The organism is Streptomyces misionensis (genome assembly GCF_900104815.1).
GTDB lineage: Bacteria > Actinomycetota > Actinomycetes > Streptomycetales > Streptomycetaceae > Streptomyces > Streptomyces misionensis.
The window spans coordinates 5,066,560-5,081,545 of record NZ_FNTD01000004.1 but is presented as its reverse complement, the minus strand read 5'-3'; the positions used below and the strand labels follow the sequence as shown (position 1 = coordinate 5,081,545).

Sequence of the window (14,986 nt, the reverse complement as noted above, 5' to 3'; positions counted from 1 at the left end):
CAACCGCCTTGGGAGCTGGAGAAGAGGCGAGGGCCGGTACGCCGAGAAGGCGCGGCCGTCCGGGCGTGCCGCCCCGGCCGGCCACGCGGTGCCCGTGGCGGCCGGGGTCAGCGCCAGAAAGGTGCCAGGTAGCGGAGGTAGAGCCAGTCGCCGAGGCTGCGCCGGCCGGCGTCCACCTCGGCCAGGCCCGTGGCCGCGGCGGGCGGCCGGGGCACGCGCAGCGGCACGCCGGTGGCGGGCAGCTTCATCGAGTCGAGCCCGGCGACCGGCGCGAACACCGAGAACGGGGCCTCGACCTGCACGGTCCGGGAGCCGGCCACCCGGGCCTCGCCCAGGTCCTCGTGCAGCACGATGCCGCTGCCCTTCAGCCGCACCGCCGCGCCCGGGGTGACGGCGTCCAGGTCGGCGGCGCCCGTCGCCACGAACAGCACCCGCCCGTCCCTTTGCACGAAGCCGCCGGAGACCGTGTAGGGGAGGGTCACCTCCCGCGCGATGCCGAGCAGGCCGGCGAGCACGACCAGCGAGACGGCCCAGATCCGCCACCGGCGCGCACCCGCGGCACGCGCCTCGGCGCCCAGCCGCATGGCGCCCGAGTACAGGCGCAGCCCGAGGTAGGCCAGGCCGAGCGAGACGACGGTGGCGCCGACCAGGCCCATGGCCTCCAGCATGCTCTGCCACACCGTGAAGGCCATGGCGAGGACGTAGACCGGGAAGACCATGCAGGCCAGCCCGAACAGCGGTGCCCAGGGCACGCCGGGCAGGGCCCGCTCGTAGCGCCCGCCGAACAGCACCCGGGCCACCAGCCGCCGCGCGTCGGTCATCGACCGGTCCCGCAGGTGGGAGATGTCGAGGTGGCTCATGAGCGCGAGGTAGCCGTCCAGCTTCACGAACGGCAGCGCGTTGAAGACCCCCGAGACGAAGGTGGTCAGCGTGAGCAGCAGCAGCGTGTCGCGGACCCCGGGAGCGCCCCCGGCCAGCGCGACGACGGCCGCGGCGATGCCCGACACCCCGCCGATGGCGGCCTGGGTGGTGATGCCGGCGAGCGCGATCCGCACCCGCTGCCCGCTGCCCGGCAGCCGCCAGCCGTCCGTGACGTCGCAGAAGAACGCCGGGGTCAGGTAGAAGAGCATGACGCCCATGCGGCTGGGCTTGCCGCCGTAGTGGCTGAGCACGATGCCGTGCGCCATCTCGTGCAGGACCGTGCCGACGTAGGTGACGACCACCAGGGTGACCAGCGTGGACACCGACACGGGGTGGCTCAGCGCGTGGGCGAGCGCGGGCAGTTGGAAGGCCAGGCAGAGGATGCCGACGACCACCAGCGCCACCAGCGCCACCGCCCAGGAGCGGTGTGCCAGCCGGGCGGCCAGCGGCCGGAACCGGGCCAGGAACCGCTCCGGGCGCACCACGGTGAACTGGAAGGTCAGCGGGGGCACGAAGGCGAACCTGCGGCGCCCGGCGGGCTTGCGGGCCGTGCCGCTCAGCAGTTCCATCCGCTGCGCCCGGGTCAGCCCCTCCCCCACCAGCTCGGGCGTCCACGGGGCGCCGAGCACGGCGGCGATGTCGTCGGCCGTGCGGGTGCCGTCGGCCGAGCGCAGCAGCCGCGCCATCCCGGCGCCCACCCGCAGATAGCGGCCGGCGTCGAACTGCACGATCCAGGGGGCGCCCGCCTCGGCCGGCTCGTGCACCACCACGTCCTCGGCCAGGCACGGGTACGTCGGCAGCGGCGGCGGCGCGGCAGCCTGTGGGCGCGGGCGGTTCAGCGTCAGTTTCACGGCAGGTCCCGGCGCAGGAACAGGGTCCGGCCCGCGACACCGGCGACGACGATCCAGGCGGCGAGCACCACCAGGGCCCACGGGATGGGCAGCACGCCGTCGTTGCCGCTGCGGTACACCGCGGCCATGGCCTCGTCGATGGTGAACCGGCCGATCTTCGGGGCGAGTCGCAGCAGGCCCTCGCTGACCAGCCAGGTGCTCAGCAGCAGCACGACGATGGCGACGACCTGCTGCCGGATGACGATGCCGAGCAGGCTGCCCCACAGGGCGCCCACCACGATCACCAGCATCACGCCGAGCAGCGTCCAGGTGGTGGTCGTCGTCCACTGCGGGTGCCATGCGCGGCCGGCCAGGAACAGCCAGGGGCTGACCGTCGCCGCGGCGCCCGCGGCCAGCGCGTACACGGCCCCGGTGCCGGCCGCGGCCACGAGCTTCGCGGTGAGCACCCGGCCGCGGCCGCCGCCGAGCAGCGCCGTCCGGCAGATCGCGCCGTTGGAGAACTCGCGGGTCACGGCGAGCATGGTGGCGAGGGCGGCGACCAGTTCGACCATGAACCAGCCCTGCACCAGGGTGGAGGTCAGGTCGGCCTCGGTGGTCGTGCCCTTGGGCAGCTGGTCCAGCGCCTGGGTGAGGTAGCCGGCGTCGGCCAGCACGCACAGCAGCGCCGCGGACAGGCCGAGGGCCCACCAGGCGCGCCCGGTCCAGATCTTGCGCCATTCGGCGGCGATGAGGTTACGCATGGCTGGGCTCCTTCGCCGCCGGGCCGACGAGGTCGAAGAAGCTGCTCTCCAGGCTCACCGTGCCGTTGCGGGTGAGGTCGGCGACCGTGCCGCTGTAGCGCAGGGTGCGTTGCAGGATCACGATGTCGTCGGCGGTCTGCTCCACCTCGGCGAGCAGATGGCTGGAGAGCAGGACGGTGCGGCCCTCGTCGGCGAGGGAGCGCAGGAACTGCCGCAGCCAGCGGATGCCGTCCGGGTCCAGGCCGTTGGCCGGCTCGTCCAGGATCAGCAGTTCGGGGTCGGCCAGCAGCGCCGTCGCCAGGGCGTGCCGCTGGCGCATCCCGGTGGAGAAGCCGCGCAGCTTGCGGTGGGCGTCGTCGGCCAGCCCGACCCGTTCGAGGACCTCCTCCACGCGGGAGCGGCCCAGGCCCAGGGTCTTGGCCCAGATGTTCAGGTCGCCCCGGCCGGTGGCGGCGTTGGAGGGCCCGATGCCGTCCATGCCGACACCGACGCGGTGGGCGGCGCGCGGGAGCTGCGCGTACGGGTGGCCGAACACCGTGGCCCGACCGGCGGTGGGCCGGGCCAGCCCGAGCAGCATGCGCAGGGTCGTCGTCTTGCCGGCGCCGTTGCGGCCCAGCAGTCCGACGACGCGGCCGGGTCTCACCTGGAAGGAGACGTCCTCGACCGCTGTCACCTCGCCGTAGCGCTTGGTCAGACCCTCGATGTCGACTACGTCCGTCATGCTCAGGTCCTCCCCCGGGCCCGGAGGAAGAGGCCGACACCGGCGATGATCAGCAGCTCCACGCCGATGCAGACGAGGAGGGAAGTGGTTCGCGTCCGGCCTGAGGTGAGGGCCGAAATGATGCCGGGCGCGGCCATGACGGCGACGATCCAGAAGCCCGCGAGGGCCCACGGAAAGCCGCGGGAAGCGGCCTGGGACATTGCGCATCTCTCCTTGGAGTGCTGGGCGGCACGTATATTTCCCGGGGAGGCCCTGGCCCGGATGCAACGCGACTGCATCCGGGGCAGGGCACTCTCAGGGGCCGGCCCGCGTCAGGTCGCGACGACCGACGTGATGACGAGCGAGCTGTAGGTGGCGCTCACACCGGCGGACACACCGAAGCTCACGAGGAAGCTGTTCCACCAGTCGGGGGCCTCCATGCCCTCCAGCTCCTCCATGTCCAGCTCCTGCATGGACAGTTCGAGGGCGGAGTTCTTGTTCTCCTGCATCGTTCTTCACCTCCTTCCGGGGTCTTCGGGTTGGTCGGGCTCGAGAAGCCGCGAGTCCTGGGACCCGGGCTTCAGGAGACTCAGGTCGCCAGCGTCACGAGGGACACGTACGAGACGACCCCTCCTGCGCTCAGCCCGCTGACGAGGCTCACCACGTCAGTCCAGCCGAAGGGCGCGTCGAGCGCCTCCAGCTCCTGCATCTCCAGCTCGTGCGGCTCCAGCTCCTGCAGCGCCAGCTCGAGCGGCGCGGAGGGACCCTGGTTCTTGGCGGTCTGCATCTTCTTTCCTCCTCTCCCGGTGCGATGCCTGGTGGTGCGTCCGTCAGCGGGGGCTGACGGAAGTCTGTGCGGTGCGGGGCCGGGCGTTCAGCGGCCGGCCAGGGCGGGCGCGCCGACCGCTTCCGCCATGACCTCGTGCACGTCGGCGAGGGTGAGGGCGCCGAGCGTCGGCAGCCCCTGCCCCCAGGCCCGGACGGTGGCGCGGGCCACCTCGGCGACGCGCTCGGGCGGTGCGTCGAGGGACCGCCGGATGCCCCAGTCGTCCAGCAGGGCGTCGATCCCGGACGCGGGATCGTCCACGGGACCCGGTGCGGTCCGTGCGGCCGACACCGCCCGCCACAGCCGCTCCAGCCGGGCCGCCGAGCCCCAGCGGGGGTCCGGCCGGGTGATCCGCCGCCACAGCGGGGGCAGCAGGGCGGCGGCGGCCGTCATCTTGCGCACCCCGAGGGCGGTGGACAGCTCGTTGGCGAGGTACCAGCCCTTGCAGGCGCACGGGTCCCGGCCGAGGTTGAGCCACGGCTGGTGGCTGAGCCCGCTCAGCTTGGCGATCTCCAGCCGCGTCGCGTCGCCGGGCGCCGTGCCCGCGGCGCGGGCCGCCGCCACCTCGTCGCCCAGCCGCACCAGCCGCCGGAGCAGGGTCTCGGCGAAGGCGTCCTCGGTCGGCAGTTCCCGGTGGTCGCCCGCGTACATCCCGGCCAGCCGGAACAGCACCTCCAGGACGCCCTCGGCGAGCAGGTCCCCGGGCAGGGTCCGGGTCGCCACGGCGTCGTAGACCGCGACCTCGGGCTGCAGCCCGTTGCCCAGCACCAGCCGCTTGCCCTCGGGCGTCGACAGGCAGACGGCGCCGCTCAGTTCGCTGCCGGTGCCCACCGTCGTCGGCACGGCGACCAGCGGCACACGGGGCGCCGAGTCGGCCGACAGCAGCACCAGTCCACTGCGCTGACGCACCGTCAGGCGGTCGCCCACGGCCGGGTCCGAGCCCAGCAGCACGGCGAGTTTGGCCTGGTCCAGCAGGGACCCGCCGCCGATGGCGACCACGAACTCGCGGTCCGCGAGGTCCGCCGCGAGCCGGGTGACGCTCGCCAGGTCACCGGGGCCCGACAGGACGATCCGCTCGGTGTCCCGGTCCGCCCAGGCGGCGCGCTCGCGCACCCGGGCCTCGGCCTCGCCGTCCGCCACGGCCGCGTCGACGAGGATCGTCAGCCGCCGGCCCGCGTGCCGGGTCAGCCACTGCGAGAGGCCGTCGAGGCCGTACGCCACCCGGGTCAGCGGATGCCTGCTCAGGCTCCAGACCGGTTCCATCACACCGCCTCCGTACCGGCCGCCGTGGTGGAGGCCGTCCCGGCGTGCGCGTCCACCCCGGCCCGCACCCGGTCGAGCAGTTCGTCCAGCTCGGCGTCGGTGTAGGTGAGCGCCGGCAGGATCTGCACGCCGGACACGCTGGGGTGCACGATGGCACCGGCCCGCCGGATCGCGGCGACCACGTCGGTGACCTGGTCCTGCGGCAGCGGTGAGCCGTCCGCCAGGCACAGCCGGATCGAGCGGAAGCAGCCCGCCCCGGTGGTGCCGCTCACCCGGGGGTGGGTGGCGACCAGTTCGCCGAGCGCCGCGTCGAGCCGCGCGGACAGCCGGCGGGCCGCGGCTACGGCGTCCAGCCGGCGCATCTCGGCGAGCGTCGCCAGCACCGCCGCGCAGGTCACCGGTGTCCCGGCCTGGGTCTCCCCGTGCACGAAGACGTCCCCGGAGGCGTGGAAGGCGTCCGCCACCGCGCGGGACACCAGGACCGCCGCCGCCGCGCAGGTGCCGTTGGTCAGGCCCTTGGAGGTGATGAGCAGGTCCGGGGGCGCGGGCCACTGCTGGGAGGCGAAGAGGCTGCCGACCCGGCCGAAGCCGGTGGCCACCTCGTCGGCGACCAGCAGGAAGCCGTACCGCTCGCGCAGTTCCAGCAGGGTCCGCACGTACTCGGGGGTCAGCGGCACCGCGCCGGTGCCGAGGACCGGTTCCACGACGACGGCGGCGATCTGCCGGCCCTGCCGTTCGGCCAGCGCCCGTATCTCGTCGGGCTCGTTGGGGGTCACGTGCCGGACCAGCCGCTGGTCCACCCCGTAGACCGGCTGGCCGAGGTTCTCGCCGGTGAGGGCGAAGCCGCCGAAGGTCAGACCGTGGTAGCTGTCCCGCAGTCCCACCACCAGTTTGCGGGAGCCCTCGCCGCGCAGCGCGTGGTGGTGCCGGGCCAGCTTCATCACCACGTCGTTGGCCGCGCCGCCGGAGGTGGAGAACAGCACCCGCCCCCAGTGGTCCGCGCCGGCCGCCTCGACGAGTGCCCGCGCGGCCTGCCGGGCCGGCAGGTTCTCGTAGCGGAACACCGAGAGGTACGAGGCCTCCCGCAGCGCCCGCGCACAGGCGTCGGCGATCGCCTCGTTGCCGTACCCGAGGTTGGCGTTCCACAAGCCGCTGGTGCCGCAGAGGAGTTCACGTCCGTCGAGGAAGCGCACCCGCACGCCCCGCGCGGAGACGGCGCACAGTTCGTCGTCGCCGTGCAGCGCGGTGTCCAGCAGCGACGGCCACAGTTCGGTCATCATGCCGCCTCCGCCTCGATCAGGACGTCGACGTGCCGGGGGCCGCTGGCGGGCAGCGTGTGCCGGGCGACGACGGGCAGCCCGGCGGCCGCGAGTTCCCGCTCCAGCCGCTGGGCGGCGAGCACCCGGATGGAGGTGGTCAGCACCTCGATCCGGTCGGCCGCGGCGGCCTCGTGTTCGGGCGGCAGGATCGTGACGCCGCGCGCCGGGGCGCCGGGCGGCCAGTGCTCGATCATCCGGTAGTGACGGCCGCTCGCGCCCCGCACCTCGAAGTCCAGGTCGGCCTCGGCCCCGGCGTCCGCGGCGCGGTCGACGGTGGACAGCAGGAAGGTGCCGCCGGGCCGCAGATGGGCCCGTACCGAGGCGAGCAGTCCGGCCCGGCCGGCGTCGTCGAGCAGCGAGACGGAGGTGGTGCCGAGCACCACGAGGCCGTAGGTGCGCCCCAGGTCGAAGGCGGACATGTCCCCCCGCACCGGCGCGCAGCGTGCCCGCGCCCCGGCCGGGAGCGTCGCGAGCCGCTCCCGCAGCAGGTCCAGCATGCCTTCCTTGAGCTCCAGCGCGGTGACCTCGCGGCCGAGCGCGAGCAGCGGCAGCGTCAACCGGCCCGAGCCCGCCGCGAGTTCGAGGACCGGTCCGGTGCCGCCGCGGGCCACCCGCAGCAGTTCCCTGATCTCGCTGGTGTCGGTCGCGGCCAGGTCGTGGTAGACGGGCACGCCGGCCTCGTCGTACAGATCGTGCAGGACCACCCGGTCCCCGTATCCGGCCAGCACCCGCCCGGCCAGGCCGGGCGGTGACAGCGGCGTCGCGGTGGTCATACGCCCACCTCCGCCGGGGCGTCGGCCGTGGCGGGCAGCAGGGGCGCGCCGCGCTCGGCGAAGAAGTCGAGGACCTGGCGCACCGCGGCCCCGTCCGCCCCGTCGGCGGCCGTCGCCGGGTCGCCGTGCACGAGCAGCCGCTCCGCCGTCCGCGCGGCCCGGCCGCCGAGCCGGAAGGTGCGGTCGTGCCCGGGCACCCGGACGTACGCCGCCTGCGGGGTCCAGGCCAGGAAGGGCACGGCGGGGTCCTGGGCGTCGTGGGCGCCGGTCACGTCGGCCAGTTCGGCCGCGAGGCGTCCGCCGAAGCCGGAGATCCGCACGTCGGAGACGCCGTGTACCTGGAGGTCGCGCAGCATGTCCAGGGCGGCGAGGTACCGGCCCAGCCAGGGGCGTTCGGCCACGGCGGGCCCGCGGACCGCCTCGGGCACGGCGCGGCCGAGGGCCACGGCGGGAGCGGCGGCCGTAGCCGCGCTCCAGGCGGCGGACAGGTCGGCGGCGCTGTCGCCCGCCGTGCCCAGCCGGGTGCCCTGCGGGGAGACGGACACGGCGCCGTCGGCCGCGATCCAGAGCCGGGTGCCGGGGCCGTCGTCCGGCGCGGCCTCGCCCAGGGCGCCGAGGTCGGCGATCTGCACGGCCGGGCTGACCGCGAACGCCTCGAACTCGCCCGTCTCACGGGCCCGGTCGGCGTCGGCCAGGAACGCCTCGAAGTCGGGTTCGCCGGCCACCCGGACCAGGGTGGTCCCGAGCAGCGACATGTAGGGGCTCGTGCCGTAGTCCTGCACCTGGAGGAAGATGGCGCCGCCGATCGACGCGTCGCCGCCCGGCTCGCTGAGCGAGCCCTCGAAGCCCACTACGGTGGCGCCCGACGGCGCGTGTTCCTCCCCGTCCTGGTCGCCCGGGACGAGCACGAGCGTGCGGGGGCCCACCACGTCCGAGGCGAGCACGGCGGGCAGCCGGTCGGCGTCCTCCAGCACGACGGTCGCGCTCCCGCCCCCGGCCGTGCCGCCGGCGAGCGGCCGGCCCGTCGCCCAGGACCGCAGGTGCCTGCCCGTACGACTGATCAGAGCCTCATTCACCGGAGTTCCTCCGCTCGGCGCCGACCGCCGCGAGGATCTTCTTCAGATCCTCCATGGCGGCTTTCGGGCCATAGAGATTGCACACACCCGTCAGATTGAGCACGACTTCCTGAACGCCGGCCATTCTGAATTCGTCAAGCTGTTTGGCGACCTGTTCCTCGTCGCCGAAGACAAATGCGCCGGCGTCCGCCATGAGCCGTCCCGCGGATTTCGGATCGAGATTGGAGAAATCGATTCCGGCCCGCCCCAGCATGTCGATGTAATGCGGGGCCTGCATATGTCCCGAATTACTCGCGAGGACGAACTCGGCCACGTCCCGGCCCGGCCGCTCCAGCGCGACGGGCACCATCGCGGTCACCCGCGGCACGGTCCGCCCGGCCTTCTCGGCACCCTCGCGCAGCGCGGGGCGCACGACCTCGTCCAGGTAGGCGGCGGGGGTCAGCCAGGTGACGGCCACGTCGGCCACCTCGCCGGCCAGCCGCGCCATGCCGGGCCGCAGCACCCCGAGCCCCAGCTCCACCGGCGGGGCCATGACCGGCCCCATCTGGGCGTGGCACGAGTAGTACTCGCCCCGCACGTCGACCACGTCGCCGTCGAGCAGCCCCCGCACGATGGTCAGGTACTCCCGCACCGCGGTGAGCTGGCTGCGGTACGGCGCGCCGAGCAAGCTCTGCTGGAAGGTCTTGGCGCCCGGCCCGAACCCGGCGACGACGCTCTCGCCGGTCGCCATGGCCAGGGTCTTGACGAGGTGGGCCGCCTCGAAGGGGTGGCGCAGCGGCATCAGCGTGACCCCGAGGCCGGTCGGCACCCGGAATCCGGCGCCCGCGACGGCGGAGAGGGTCTGGAAAGGCTCCATCAGCATGCTCTGTCCCTGCCAGAGCCGCCGCGCTCCCGTCCATTCGACCAGGGCCGCATAAGGCAGTACCTGCTCGGGCCGTCGCTGCAGGAAAGGAACCAGTACGGAGTAATCCACTTGCTCTCGCCCCCCTTCACGGTGTGCTCAGACACTTTCACATCGGGGAGCTTTTATGGAGACGTCGTGCTTGCAGCTTCGTGCAAGGTGGTCTTGCACGAAGCTGCACATCACAACGATCTGTCTTTTCGCCCCGGTGCGGCCGGGCGGGAACCGCGCCGCGCCGCGCGCCGGCAGGCGGCGTGGTCGGGGAGGAACCCGGCGGCGCGGGCCTCGGCGAGCGAGGGGGCCGCGGCGTCGCGCTCGGACAGCACGGGATCGTCCACCGGCCAGTCGATGCCCAGTTCGGGGTCGAGCGGGTGGACGGCGTGCTCCGCCGCGGGGTTGTACGTCGCGGAGCAGAGGTAGTTCAGCGTCATGTCGTCGGTGAGCGCGCAGACCGCGTGGCCGAGGCCCTCCTCCAGGTAGACGGCCCGGTGCCGTACGTCGTCCAGCCGGACGGCCTCCCAGCGCCCGTACGTCGGCGAGCCGACGCGCAGGTCCACCACCACGTCGAGTGCCGCGCCCCGGACGCAGGTGACGTACTTGGCCTGGCCCGGCGGCACGTCCGCGAAGTGCACTCCGCGCACCACGCCGCGCGCGGAGACGGAGATGTTGCCCTGGGCGAGGTCCAGCGGGCGGCCCACGGCCTCGGCGAGCCGGTCGAACCGGTACCACTCCAGGAAGACGCCCCGGGGATCGGTCCAGGTCCGCGGCAGGATCTCCCACGCCCCGGCGATGCCCAGCTCACGGATCTCCATCACGCCACCCCGTCCCGCTCCTCGTCGAGCAGCCCGAGGAGGTAGCGGCCGTACCCGCTGGCCATCAACGGGCGGCTCAGTTCCCTCAGTTGCGCGTCGTCGATCAGTCCGCTGCGCCAGACGGCCTCCTCCACGCAGCCGACCTTCATGCCCTGGCGTTCCTCGATCACCCGCACGTACTCCGAGGCCCCCACCAGGGAGTCGAACGTGCCGGTGTCCAGCCACGCGGTGCCGCGGTCCAGGACGGTCACGTTCAGCTCGCCCCGCTCCAGATAGGCCCGGTGGACGTCGGTGATCTCCAGCTCGCCGCGGGCGCTGGGGGTGAGGCCGCGGGCTATCCCCACCACCCGGTTGTCGAAGAAGTACAGGCCGGGGACGGCGTACCGGGAGCGCGGCCGGGCCGGCTTCTCCTCGATGGAGACGGCGCGGCCCTGCTCGTCGAACTCCACGACGCCGTAGGCCGACGGGTCGGCCACCGGGTAGGCGAAGATGCGCCCGCCGACCGGATCGGTGTACCGCCGCAGGCGGGTGTCCAGTCCCGCGCCGTGGAAGATGTTGTCGCCGAGGGCGAGCGCCACCGGCTGGTCGGCGATGAAGTCGGCGCCGAGCACGAACGCCTGGGCGATGCCCTCGGGCCGCTCCTGCACCCGGTACTCCAGCCGCAGCCCGAACTGCGAGCCGTCGCCCAGCAGCCGCCGGAACTGCCGCTGGTCCTCGGGGCCGGTCAGGACGAGGATCTCCCGGATGCCGGCCAGCACCAGGGTGGTGAGCGGGTAGTAGATCATCGGCTTGTCGAACACCGGCATGAGCTGCTTCGACACGGCCCTGGTGACCGGCCACAACCGGGACCCGGTGCCGCCGGCGAGAAGTAGTCCGCGCATGGTCGCCGGAAGCCGGGCGCCGCACGGCCCCCGAACTTCCTGACCTCCTTTCGTACTTGCGTACGATCCCGTCACCCTCGCCGGAGACGCAGGGTGACCCACGGTCGCTGTCCCGTGATCATCTCGGTGACACACACGCTCGCGTCAAGCTACAGTTCGAATCCATGCGGCTCCTCGTGACCGGCGGCGCCGGTTTCATCGGCTCGGAATTCGTCAGATCGCTGCTCTCGTCACCGGATCCCGTACACCGCGGCCTGCGGATCACCGTCCTGGACGACCTGACCTACGCCGGGGTCATGGCGAACCTCGCCCCGGTCGCCGGGCACCCGGGGTTCACCTTCGTCCGCGGCGACATCTGCGACGCGGACCTGGTCGATCAGGTCCTGCCCGGCCATGACGCCGTGGTGCACTTCGCGGCCGAGTCGCACGTCGACCGGTCCATCGCGGGGGCGCGTCCGTTCGCCGTGACCAATGTGCTCGGCACCCAGACGCTGCTGGACGCGGCCCACCGCCACGGCACCGGCCGCTTCGTCCATGTCTCCACCGACGAGGTCTACGGCTCGATCGACTCCGGCGCGTGGACCGAGGAGAGCCCGCTCGCGCCCAACTCGCCGTACGCCGCCTCGAAGGCGGGCTCCGATCTGCTGGTCCTCGCCGCCCACCGCACCCACGGCCTGGACGTGGTGGTCACCCGCTGCTCCAACAACTACGGCCCGTACCAGTTCCCGGAGAAGCTGATCCCGCTCTTCGTGACCAACCTGCTCGACGGCCGGCACGTGCCGCTGTACGGCGCCGGCCGCAACGTCCGCGAGTGGCTGCACGTCGTCGACCACTGCCGGGGCATCGACCTGGCGCTGCGCAAGGGACGCGCCGGGCAGGTCTACCACCTGGGCGGCGGCCGGGAACTGACCAACAGCGAGCTGACCGGCCTGCTGCTGGCGGCGACCGGCTCCGGGTGGGAGATGGTGCGGCGGGTGCCCGACCGCAAGGGGCACGACCTGCGCTACGCCCTCGACTGCGGCAAGGCCGAGGCCGAACTCGGCTACACGGCCGAGGTGGAGTTCGAGGACGGGCTGGCGGACACCGTGGCCTGGTACCGCGAGCACCGCGACTGGTGGGAGCCGCTGAAGTCCGCGGGGCCGGAGGCGCGTTGACCGGGATCCACGGCACCGGCCGGCCGGTCAGATGGCTCGTCACGGGCGCGGGCGGCAAGCTGGGCCGGGACCTGACGGCCGTCCTCGGGGCCGACCCGCGCGCCGAGGTGACCGCCCTGCGCCGGGCGGACCTCGACATCACCGACCGGGCCGCCGTGCGCGCCGTCGTCCCCGGCCACGACGTCGTGGTCAACACGGCGGCGTGGACCGACGTGGACGCGGCCGAACGCGCCGAGGACGCCGCCACCGAGGTCAACGGCACGGCGGTACGGCACCTGTCCGAGGCCTGCGCCGCCTCGAACGCCCGCCTGCTGCACGTCTCGACCGACTACGTCTTCGCCGGCGACGCCGTCACGCCCTACCCGGAGGACGCGCCCACCGCGCCGGTCAACGCGTACGGCCGCAGCAAACTGGCCGGCGAACAGGCGGTGACCTCGACGCTCCCGGACACGGGCTATGTCGTGCGCACCGCCTGGCTGTACGGCGAACACGGCCGCGACTTCGTGAAGACGGTGCTGTCGCGGACCGCGGCCGGAGCGCCCATGTCCATCGTCACGGACCAGCACGGCCAGCCGACCTGGTCCCGCGACCTGGCCGTCCTGCTGGCCCGCCTCGGCCGCGCGGCCCTGGCCGGCGACGCCCCGCCCGGCACCTACCACGGCACCGCGTCCGGCCGCACCACCTGGTTCGGGCTGGCCCGCGAGATCCTCGCCCTCGCCCGCCGCGACCCCGGTCTGATCCACCCCACCACCTCCGCCGCCTTCCCCCGCCCGGCCCCGCGCCCGGCGTACAGCGTCCTCGCCCACCACCGCTGGAGCGCGTGCGGCATCGCCGCGCCGCCTCCGTGGCAGGAGTCCCTCGCGCGGGCCCTGCGCAACCGACCGCACCCGTGGGAAGGGGAGTCCCCGAAGGACCCCGGCACCGGCTCGCCGCGGGCGGCACACGGGGACGGTTAGGACCGGGCGGGAGGCCGGCGCGCGGCGACGGCTACCGCACCGTCGGCCCGGAGACGAAGGCACCGCCGCGGTCGTACGGCCAGGCGTTGGCGACGCATCCGTGCAGGCCCTTGATCTGCTGCATCATCACGGGCGCCAGGCGACCGGGCCCCGGGCAGGTGGTGTGCGTGTAGCCGAGGAAGTGCCCCATCTCGTGGTTGATGATCAGTGCCCGGTAGTCGTGGATCGGGCCGTCGAACGTGGGCGAGCCCTCGACCCAGCGCTTGAGGTTCACCACGACCCCGCCGGGGACCTCGCAGTTGTACTCGCCGCCGGTGTCCTGGTGGATGCCCGCCCAGCACAGGGCGTCCGCCGTCCCCGGCGTCGCGATGCTCACCGTGAGGTCGTGCGGCTGTCCCGCGCTCACCAACTGGAACGCGAAGGCCGGGTTGCGGGTCCAGCCCCGGGGGGCGGCGAGTATGTCCGCGATCTCGTCGGCCGCCTGGGCCGGTGAGATGCCGAGTCCGGTCTCGATCTTCACGACGTAGCGGAGCGGACGCGACCCCTGCCCGACCTTGGCGCCGCCGGCCCGCGCGGTGACGAACGCGCCGGTACCCTTCGCCGGGACCCCGGAGCCGGTGGCGGACTGCGCGGGGGTGGGCGGCGGAGCGGCCGTGGACTTCGACTTCGAATGCGACTTCGACTTCGACTTCGACGTGGTCGCGGACGTGGTCGTGGACGTGGGGGAGGCGCTCACCGCGCTCCGCGGCTGCGGCGCGCCGCTCGACGCGTCGCTGCGGCCGTCCAGGAGGACGGCGGCGGTGACCAGCAGTCCGGCGACCGTCGGCAGGACGACCAGCCAGCCCCTGCCCCGCCGCCGTGGACGCCGCCGACGACGCGAGGACCGGCGGCGTTCGGCCCGGTGAGAAGAGTGCATGGCAGCTCAAGCTGGCCATCGCAGATGATCACCATGAGCGCGAATCATCACGGAACGGTAACGAGTGGTGTCCCGGCGGCTCGTGCCGCCGCGGGCCGGACCACCGGCCGGCTCCCCCTCGGCCCGGTGTGATCATTTGGTAACAGCTCCCGCCCCGGGGCCCTTCCCCCGGACGGTCGCCGTCCGCGATCTGCCTACACTCCCGAGGTGCCACGAGTTCTGCTTGTCGAGGACGACCCGGACGTGCGCGAGGCCGTCCGGCTGGGCCTGCGGCATCAGGGACATGAGGTCCTCGCCGCCGAAACGGGTGAGGAGGGCTGCGAACACCTCGGCTCCTTCCGTCCCGACGTCGTCGTGCTGGACCTCATGCTGCCCGGCATGTCCGGCCTCGACGTGTGCCGGCGCATCCGGGACCGCGACCAGGTGCCGATCATCATCGTGACCGCCAAGGGGGACGACGTCGACGTGGTCGTGGGGCTGGAGGCCGGCGCGGACGACTACGTGGTCAAGCCCGTCCGGGCCCGGGTGCTCGACGCCCGCATACGGGCCGTGCTGCGCAGGCAGGACGCGTCCGTCCCCAGCACCGTCCGGCCCAGGCCGCAGTCGCACGGCGAGCTGGTCATCGACCGGGCCGGGCTCGTGGTGACCCACCGCGGCGAACGCGTGGCGCTCGCCCCCTCTGAACTGCGGCTGCTGCTGACCCTGTCGGCCTCGCCCGGCCAGGTGTTCAGCCGCCAGCAACTGCTGGAGATGGTCTGGGAGCACAGCTACTACGGCGACATACGGCTCGTGGACGCCTGTGTGAAGCGGTTGCGCGGCAAGCTCGGTGAGCCCGCCGGCCGGCCCCGGTACATCCAGACGGTGCGCGGCTTCGGCTACCGCTTCGGCGCCTCGTGA

At 73.6% G+C, this 14,986-nt stretch carries 17 protein-coding genes; 3 read left to right on the top strand and 14 right to left on the bottom strand.

The features are described from left to right. Positions 1 to 107: 107 nt before the first annotated feature. From mpaP to rfbA, 13 genes are all read right to left on the bottom strand, one after another. On the bottom strand, positions 108 to 1,772 hold the full coding sequence (gene mpaP, locus BLW85_RS24900) for a daptide biosynthesis intramembrane metalloprotease (protein WP_079172414.1): 1,665 nt from the start codon (positions 1,770 to 1,772) through the stop codon (positions 108 to 110). After that, complete coding sequence (locus BLW85_RS24895) at positions 1,769 to 2,512, bottom strand: ABC transporter permease (RefSeq protein ID WP_070026968.1); 744 nt, start codon at positions 2,510 to 2,512, stop codon at positions 1,769 to 1,771. Before BLW85_RS24895 ends, mpaP begins: the two co-directional genes overlap by 4 nt. Next, complete coding sequence (locus BLW85_RS24890; RefSeq protein WP_070026969.1) at positions 2,505 to 3,233, bottom strand: ABC transporter ATP-binding protein; 729 nt, start codon at positions 3,231 to 3,233, stop codon at positions 2,505 to 2,507. The genes BLW85_RS24895 and BLW85_RS24890 overlap by 8 nt, the downstream gene beginning before the upstream one ends. Before the next feature lie 2 nt (positions 3,234 to 3,235). Next, the gene (locus tag BLW85_RS24885; RefSeq protein ID WP_070026970.1) at positions 3,236 to 3,433 is read right to left on the bottom strand and encodes a hypothetical protein; all 198 of its coding nucleotides are present in this window, start codon (positions 3,431 to 3,433) and stop codon (positions 3,236 to 3,238) included. Positions 3,434 to 3,544: 111 nt separating this feature from the next. Next, entirely contained in the window at positions 3,545 to 3,721 is a 177-nt protein-coding gene (locus BLW85_RS39495) for a daptide-type RiPP (protein WP_167381432.1), read from the bottom strand. Positions 3,722 to 3,801: 80 nt separating this feature from the next. Then, positions 3,802 to 3,999 carry a daptide-type RiPP gene (locus tag BLW85_RS24880; RefSeq protein WP_070026971.1) on the bottom strand — a complete coding sequence of 66 codons (198 nt, stop codon included), beginning with the start codon at positions 3,997 to 3,999 and terminating at the stop codon, positions 3,802 to 3,804. 87 nt (positions 4,000 to 4,086) lie between these two features. Further along, a complete protein-coding gene (mpaC, locus tag BLW85_RS24875; protein ID WP_074993153.1) occupies positions 4,087 to 5,301 on the bottom strand; it encodes a daptide-type RiPP biosynthesis dehydogenase in 1,215 nt (404 codons plus the stop codon). Further along, positions 5,301 to 6,581: a daptide-type RiPP biosynthesis aminotransferase gene (gene mpaD / locus BLW85_RS24870; RefSeq protein ID WP_107409174.1), complete on the bottom strand. Its 1,281-nt coding sequence runs from the start codon at positions 6,579 to 6,581 to the stop codon at positions 5,301 to 5,303. The genes mpaC and mpaD overlap by 1 nt, the downstream gene beginning before the upstream one ends. Beyond that, on the bottom strand, positions 6,578 to 7,393 hold the full coding sequence (gene mpaM, locus BLW85_RS24865; RefSeq protein WP_070026974.1) for a daptide-type RiPP biosynthesis methyltransferase: 816 nt from the start codon (positions 7,391 to 7,393) through the stop codon (positions 6,578 to 6,580). The genes mpaD and mpaM overlap by 4 nt, the downstream gene beginning before the upstream one ends. After that, on the bottom strand, positions 7,390 to 8,469 hold the full coding sequence (gene mpaB, locus BLW85_RS24860) for a daptide biosynthesis RiPP recognition protein (RefSeq protein ID WP_070026975.1): 1,080 nt from the start codon (positions 8,467 to 8,469) through the stop codon (positions 7,390 to 7,392). Before mpaB ends, mpaM begins: the two co-directional genes overlap by 4 nt. Next, entirely contained in the window at positions 8,462 to 9,442 is a 981-nt protein-coding gene (locus BLW85_RS24855) for an LLM class flavin-dependent oxidoreductase (protein ID WP_070026976.1), read from the bottom strand. The genes mpaB and BLW85_RS24855 overlap by 8 nt, the downstream gene beginning before the upstream one ends. Positions 9,443 to 9,552: 110 nt before the next feature. Further along, positions 9,553 to 10,182 carry a dTDP-4-dehydrorhamnose 3,5-epimerase family protein gene (locus BLW85_RS24850; protein WP_070026977.1) on the bottom strand — a complete coding sequence of 210 codons (630 nt, stop codon included), beginning with the start codon at positions 10,180 to 10,182 and terminating at the stop codon, positions 9,553 to 9,555. Next, positions 10,182 to 11,063, bottom strand: coding sequence for a glucose-1-phosphate thymidylyltransferase RfbA (gene rfbA / locus BLW85_RS24845; protein ID WP_070026978.1), 882 nt, complete (start codon positions 11,061 to 11,063; stop codon positions 10,182 to 10,184). The genes BLW85_RS24850 and rfbA overlap by 1 nt, the downstream gene beginning before the upstream one ends. 164 nt (positions 11,064 to 11,227) lie before the next feature. Between rfbA and rfbB the strand changes: the two genes are divergently transcribed. Both rfbB and rfbD read left to right on the top strand, forming a co-directional pair. After that, positions 11,228 to 12,217, top strand: a complete 990-nt coding sequence (rfbB, locus tag BLW85_RS24840; RefSeq protein WP_070026979.1) for a dTDP-glucose 4,6-dehydratase — start codon at positions 11,228 to 11,230, stop codon at positions 12,215 to 12,217. Next, positions 12,214 to 13,173: a dTDP-4-dehydrorhamnose reductase gene (rfbD, locus tag BLW85_RS24835; protein ID WP_074993151.1), complete on the top strand. Its 960-nt coding sequence runs from the start codon at positions 12,214 to 12,216 to the stop codon at positions 13,171 to 13,173. Before rfbB ends, rfbD begins: the two co-directional genes overlap by 4 nt. A 31-nt stretch (positions 13,174 to 13,204) precedes the next feature. On the opposite strand, the gene BLW85_RS24830 is transcribed toward rfbD, so the two are convergent. After that, positions 13,205 to 14,089: a DUF3152 domain-containing protein gene (locus tag BLW85_RS24830; protein WP_074993150.1), complete on the bottom strand. Its 885-nt coding sequence runs from the start codon at positions 14,087 to 14,089 to the stop codon at positions 13,205 to 13,207. A gap of 207 nt (positions 14,090 to 14,296) precedes the next feature. Here BLW85_RS24830 and BLW85_RS24825 point away from each other — a divergent pair, with 207 nt between their 5' ends. Continuing rightward, positions 14,297 to 14,986 (top strand): response regulator transcription factor, encoded by a 690-nt coding sequence (locus BLW85_RS24825; RefSeq protein ID WP_074993149.1) that lies wholly within the window; start codon positions 14,297 to 14,299, stop codon positions 14,984 to 14,986.

Excerpts from the sequence above, each read along its gene's own strand:
- rfbA (WP_070026978.1), bottom strand. The coding sequence starts at position 11,063 with ATGCGCGGACTACTTCTCGCCGGCGGCACCGGGTCCCGGTTGTGGCCG.
- mpaD (WP_107409174.1), bottom strand. The coding sequence starts at position 6,581 with ATGATGACCGAACTGTGGCCGTCGCTGCTGGACACCGCGCTGCACGGC.
- BLW85_RS24880 (WP_070026971.1), bottom strand. The coding sequence starts at position 3,999 with ATGCAGACCGCCAAGAACCAGGGTCCCTCCGCGCCGCTCGAGCTGGCG.
- BLW85_RS24895 (WP_070026968.1), bottom strand. The coding sequence starts at position 2,512 with ATGCGTAACCTCATCGCCGCCGAATGGCGCAAGATCTGGACCGGGCGC.
- mpaM (WP_070026974.1), bottom strand. The coding sequence starts at position 7,393 with ATGACCACCGCGACGCCGCTGTCACCGCCCGGCCTGGCCGGGCGGGTG.
- BLW85_RS24830 (WP_074993150.1), bottom strand. The coding sequence starts at position 14,089 with ATGCACTCTTCTCACCGGGCCGAACGCCGCCGGTCCTCGCGTCGTCGG.
- BLW85_RS24850 (WP_070026977.1), bottom strand. The coding sequence starts at position 10,182 with ATGGAGATCCGTGAGCTGGGCATCGCCGGGGCGTGGGAGATCCTGCCG.
- rfbB (WP_070026979.1), top strand. The coding sequence starts at position 11,228 with ATGCGGCTCCTCGTGACCGGCGGCGCCGGTTTCATCGGCTCGGAATTC.
- BLW85_RS24885 (WP_070026970.1), bottom strand. The coding sequence starts at position 3,433 with ATGTCCCAGGCCGCTTCCCGCGGCTTTCCGTGGGCCCTCGCGGGCTTC.
- BLW85_RS24890 (WP_070026969.1), bottom strand. The coding sequence starts at position 3,233 with ATGACGGACGTAGTCGACATCGAGGGTCTGACCAAGCGCTACGGCGAG.
- BLW85_RS39495 (WP_167381432.1), bottom strand. The coding sequence starts at position 3,721 with ATGCAGGAGAACAAGAACTCCGCCCTCGAACTGTCCATGCAGGAGCTG.
- mpaC (WP_074993153.1), bottom strand. The coding sequence starts at position 5,301 with ATGGAACCGGTCTGGAGCCTGAGCAGGCATCCGCTGACCCGGGTGGCG.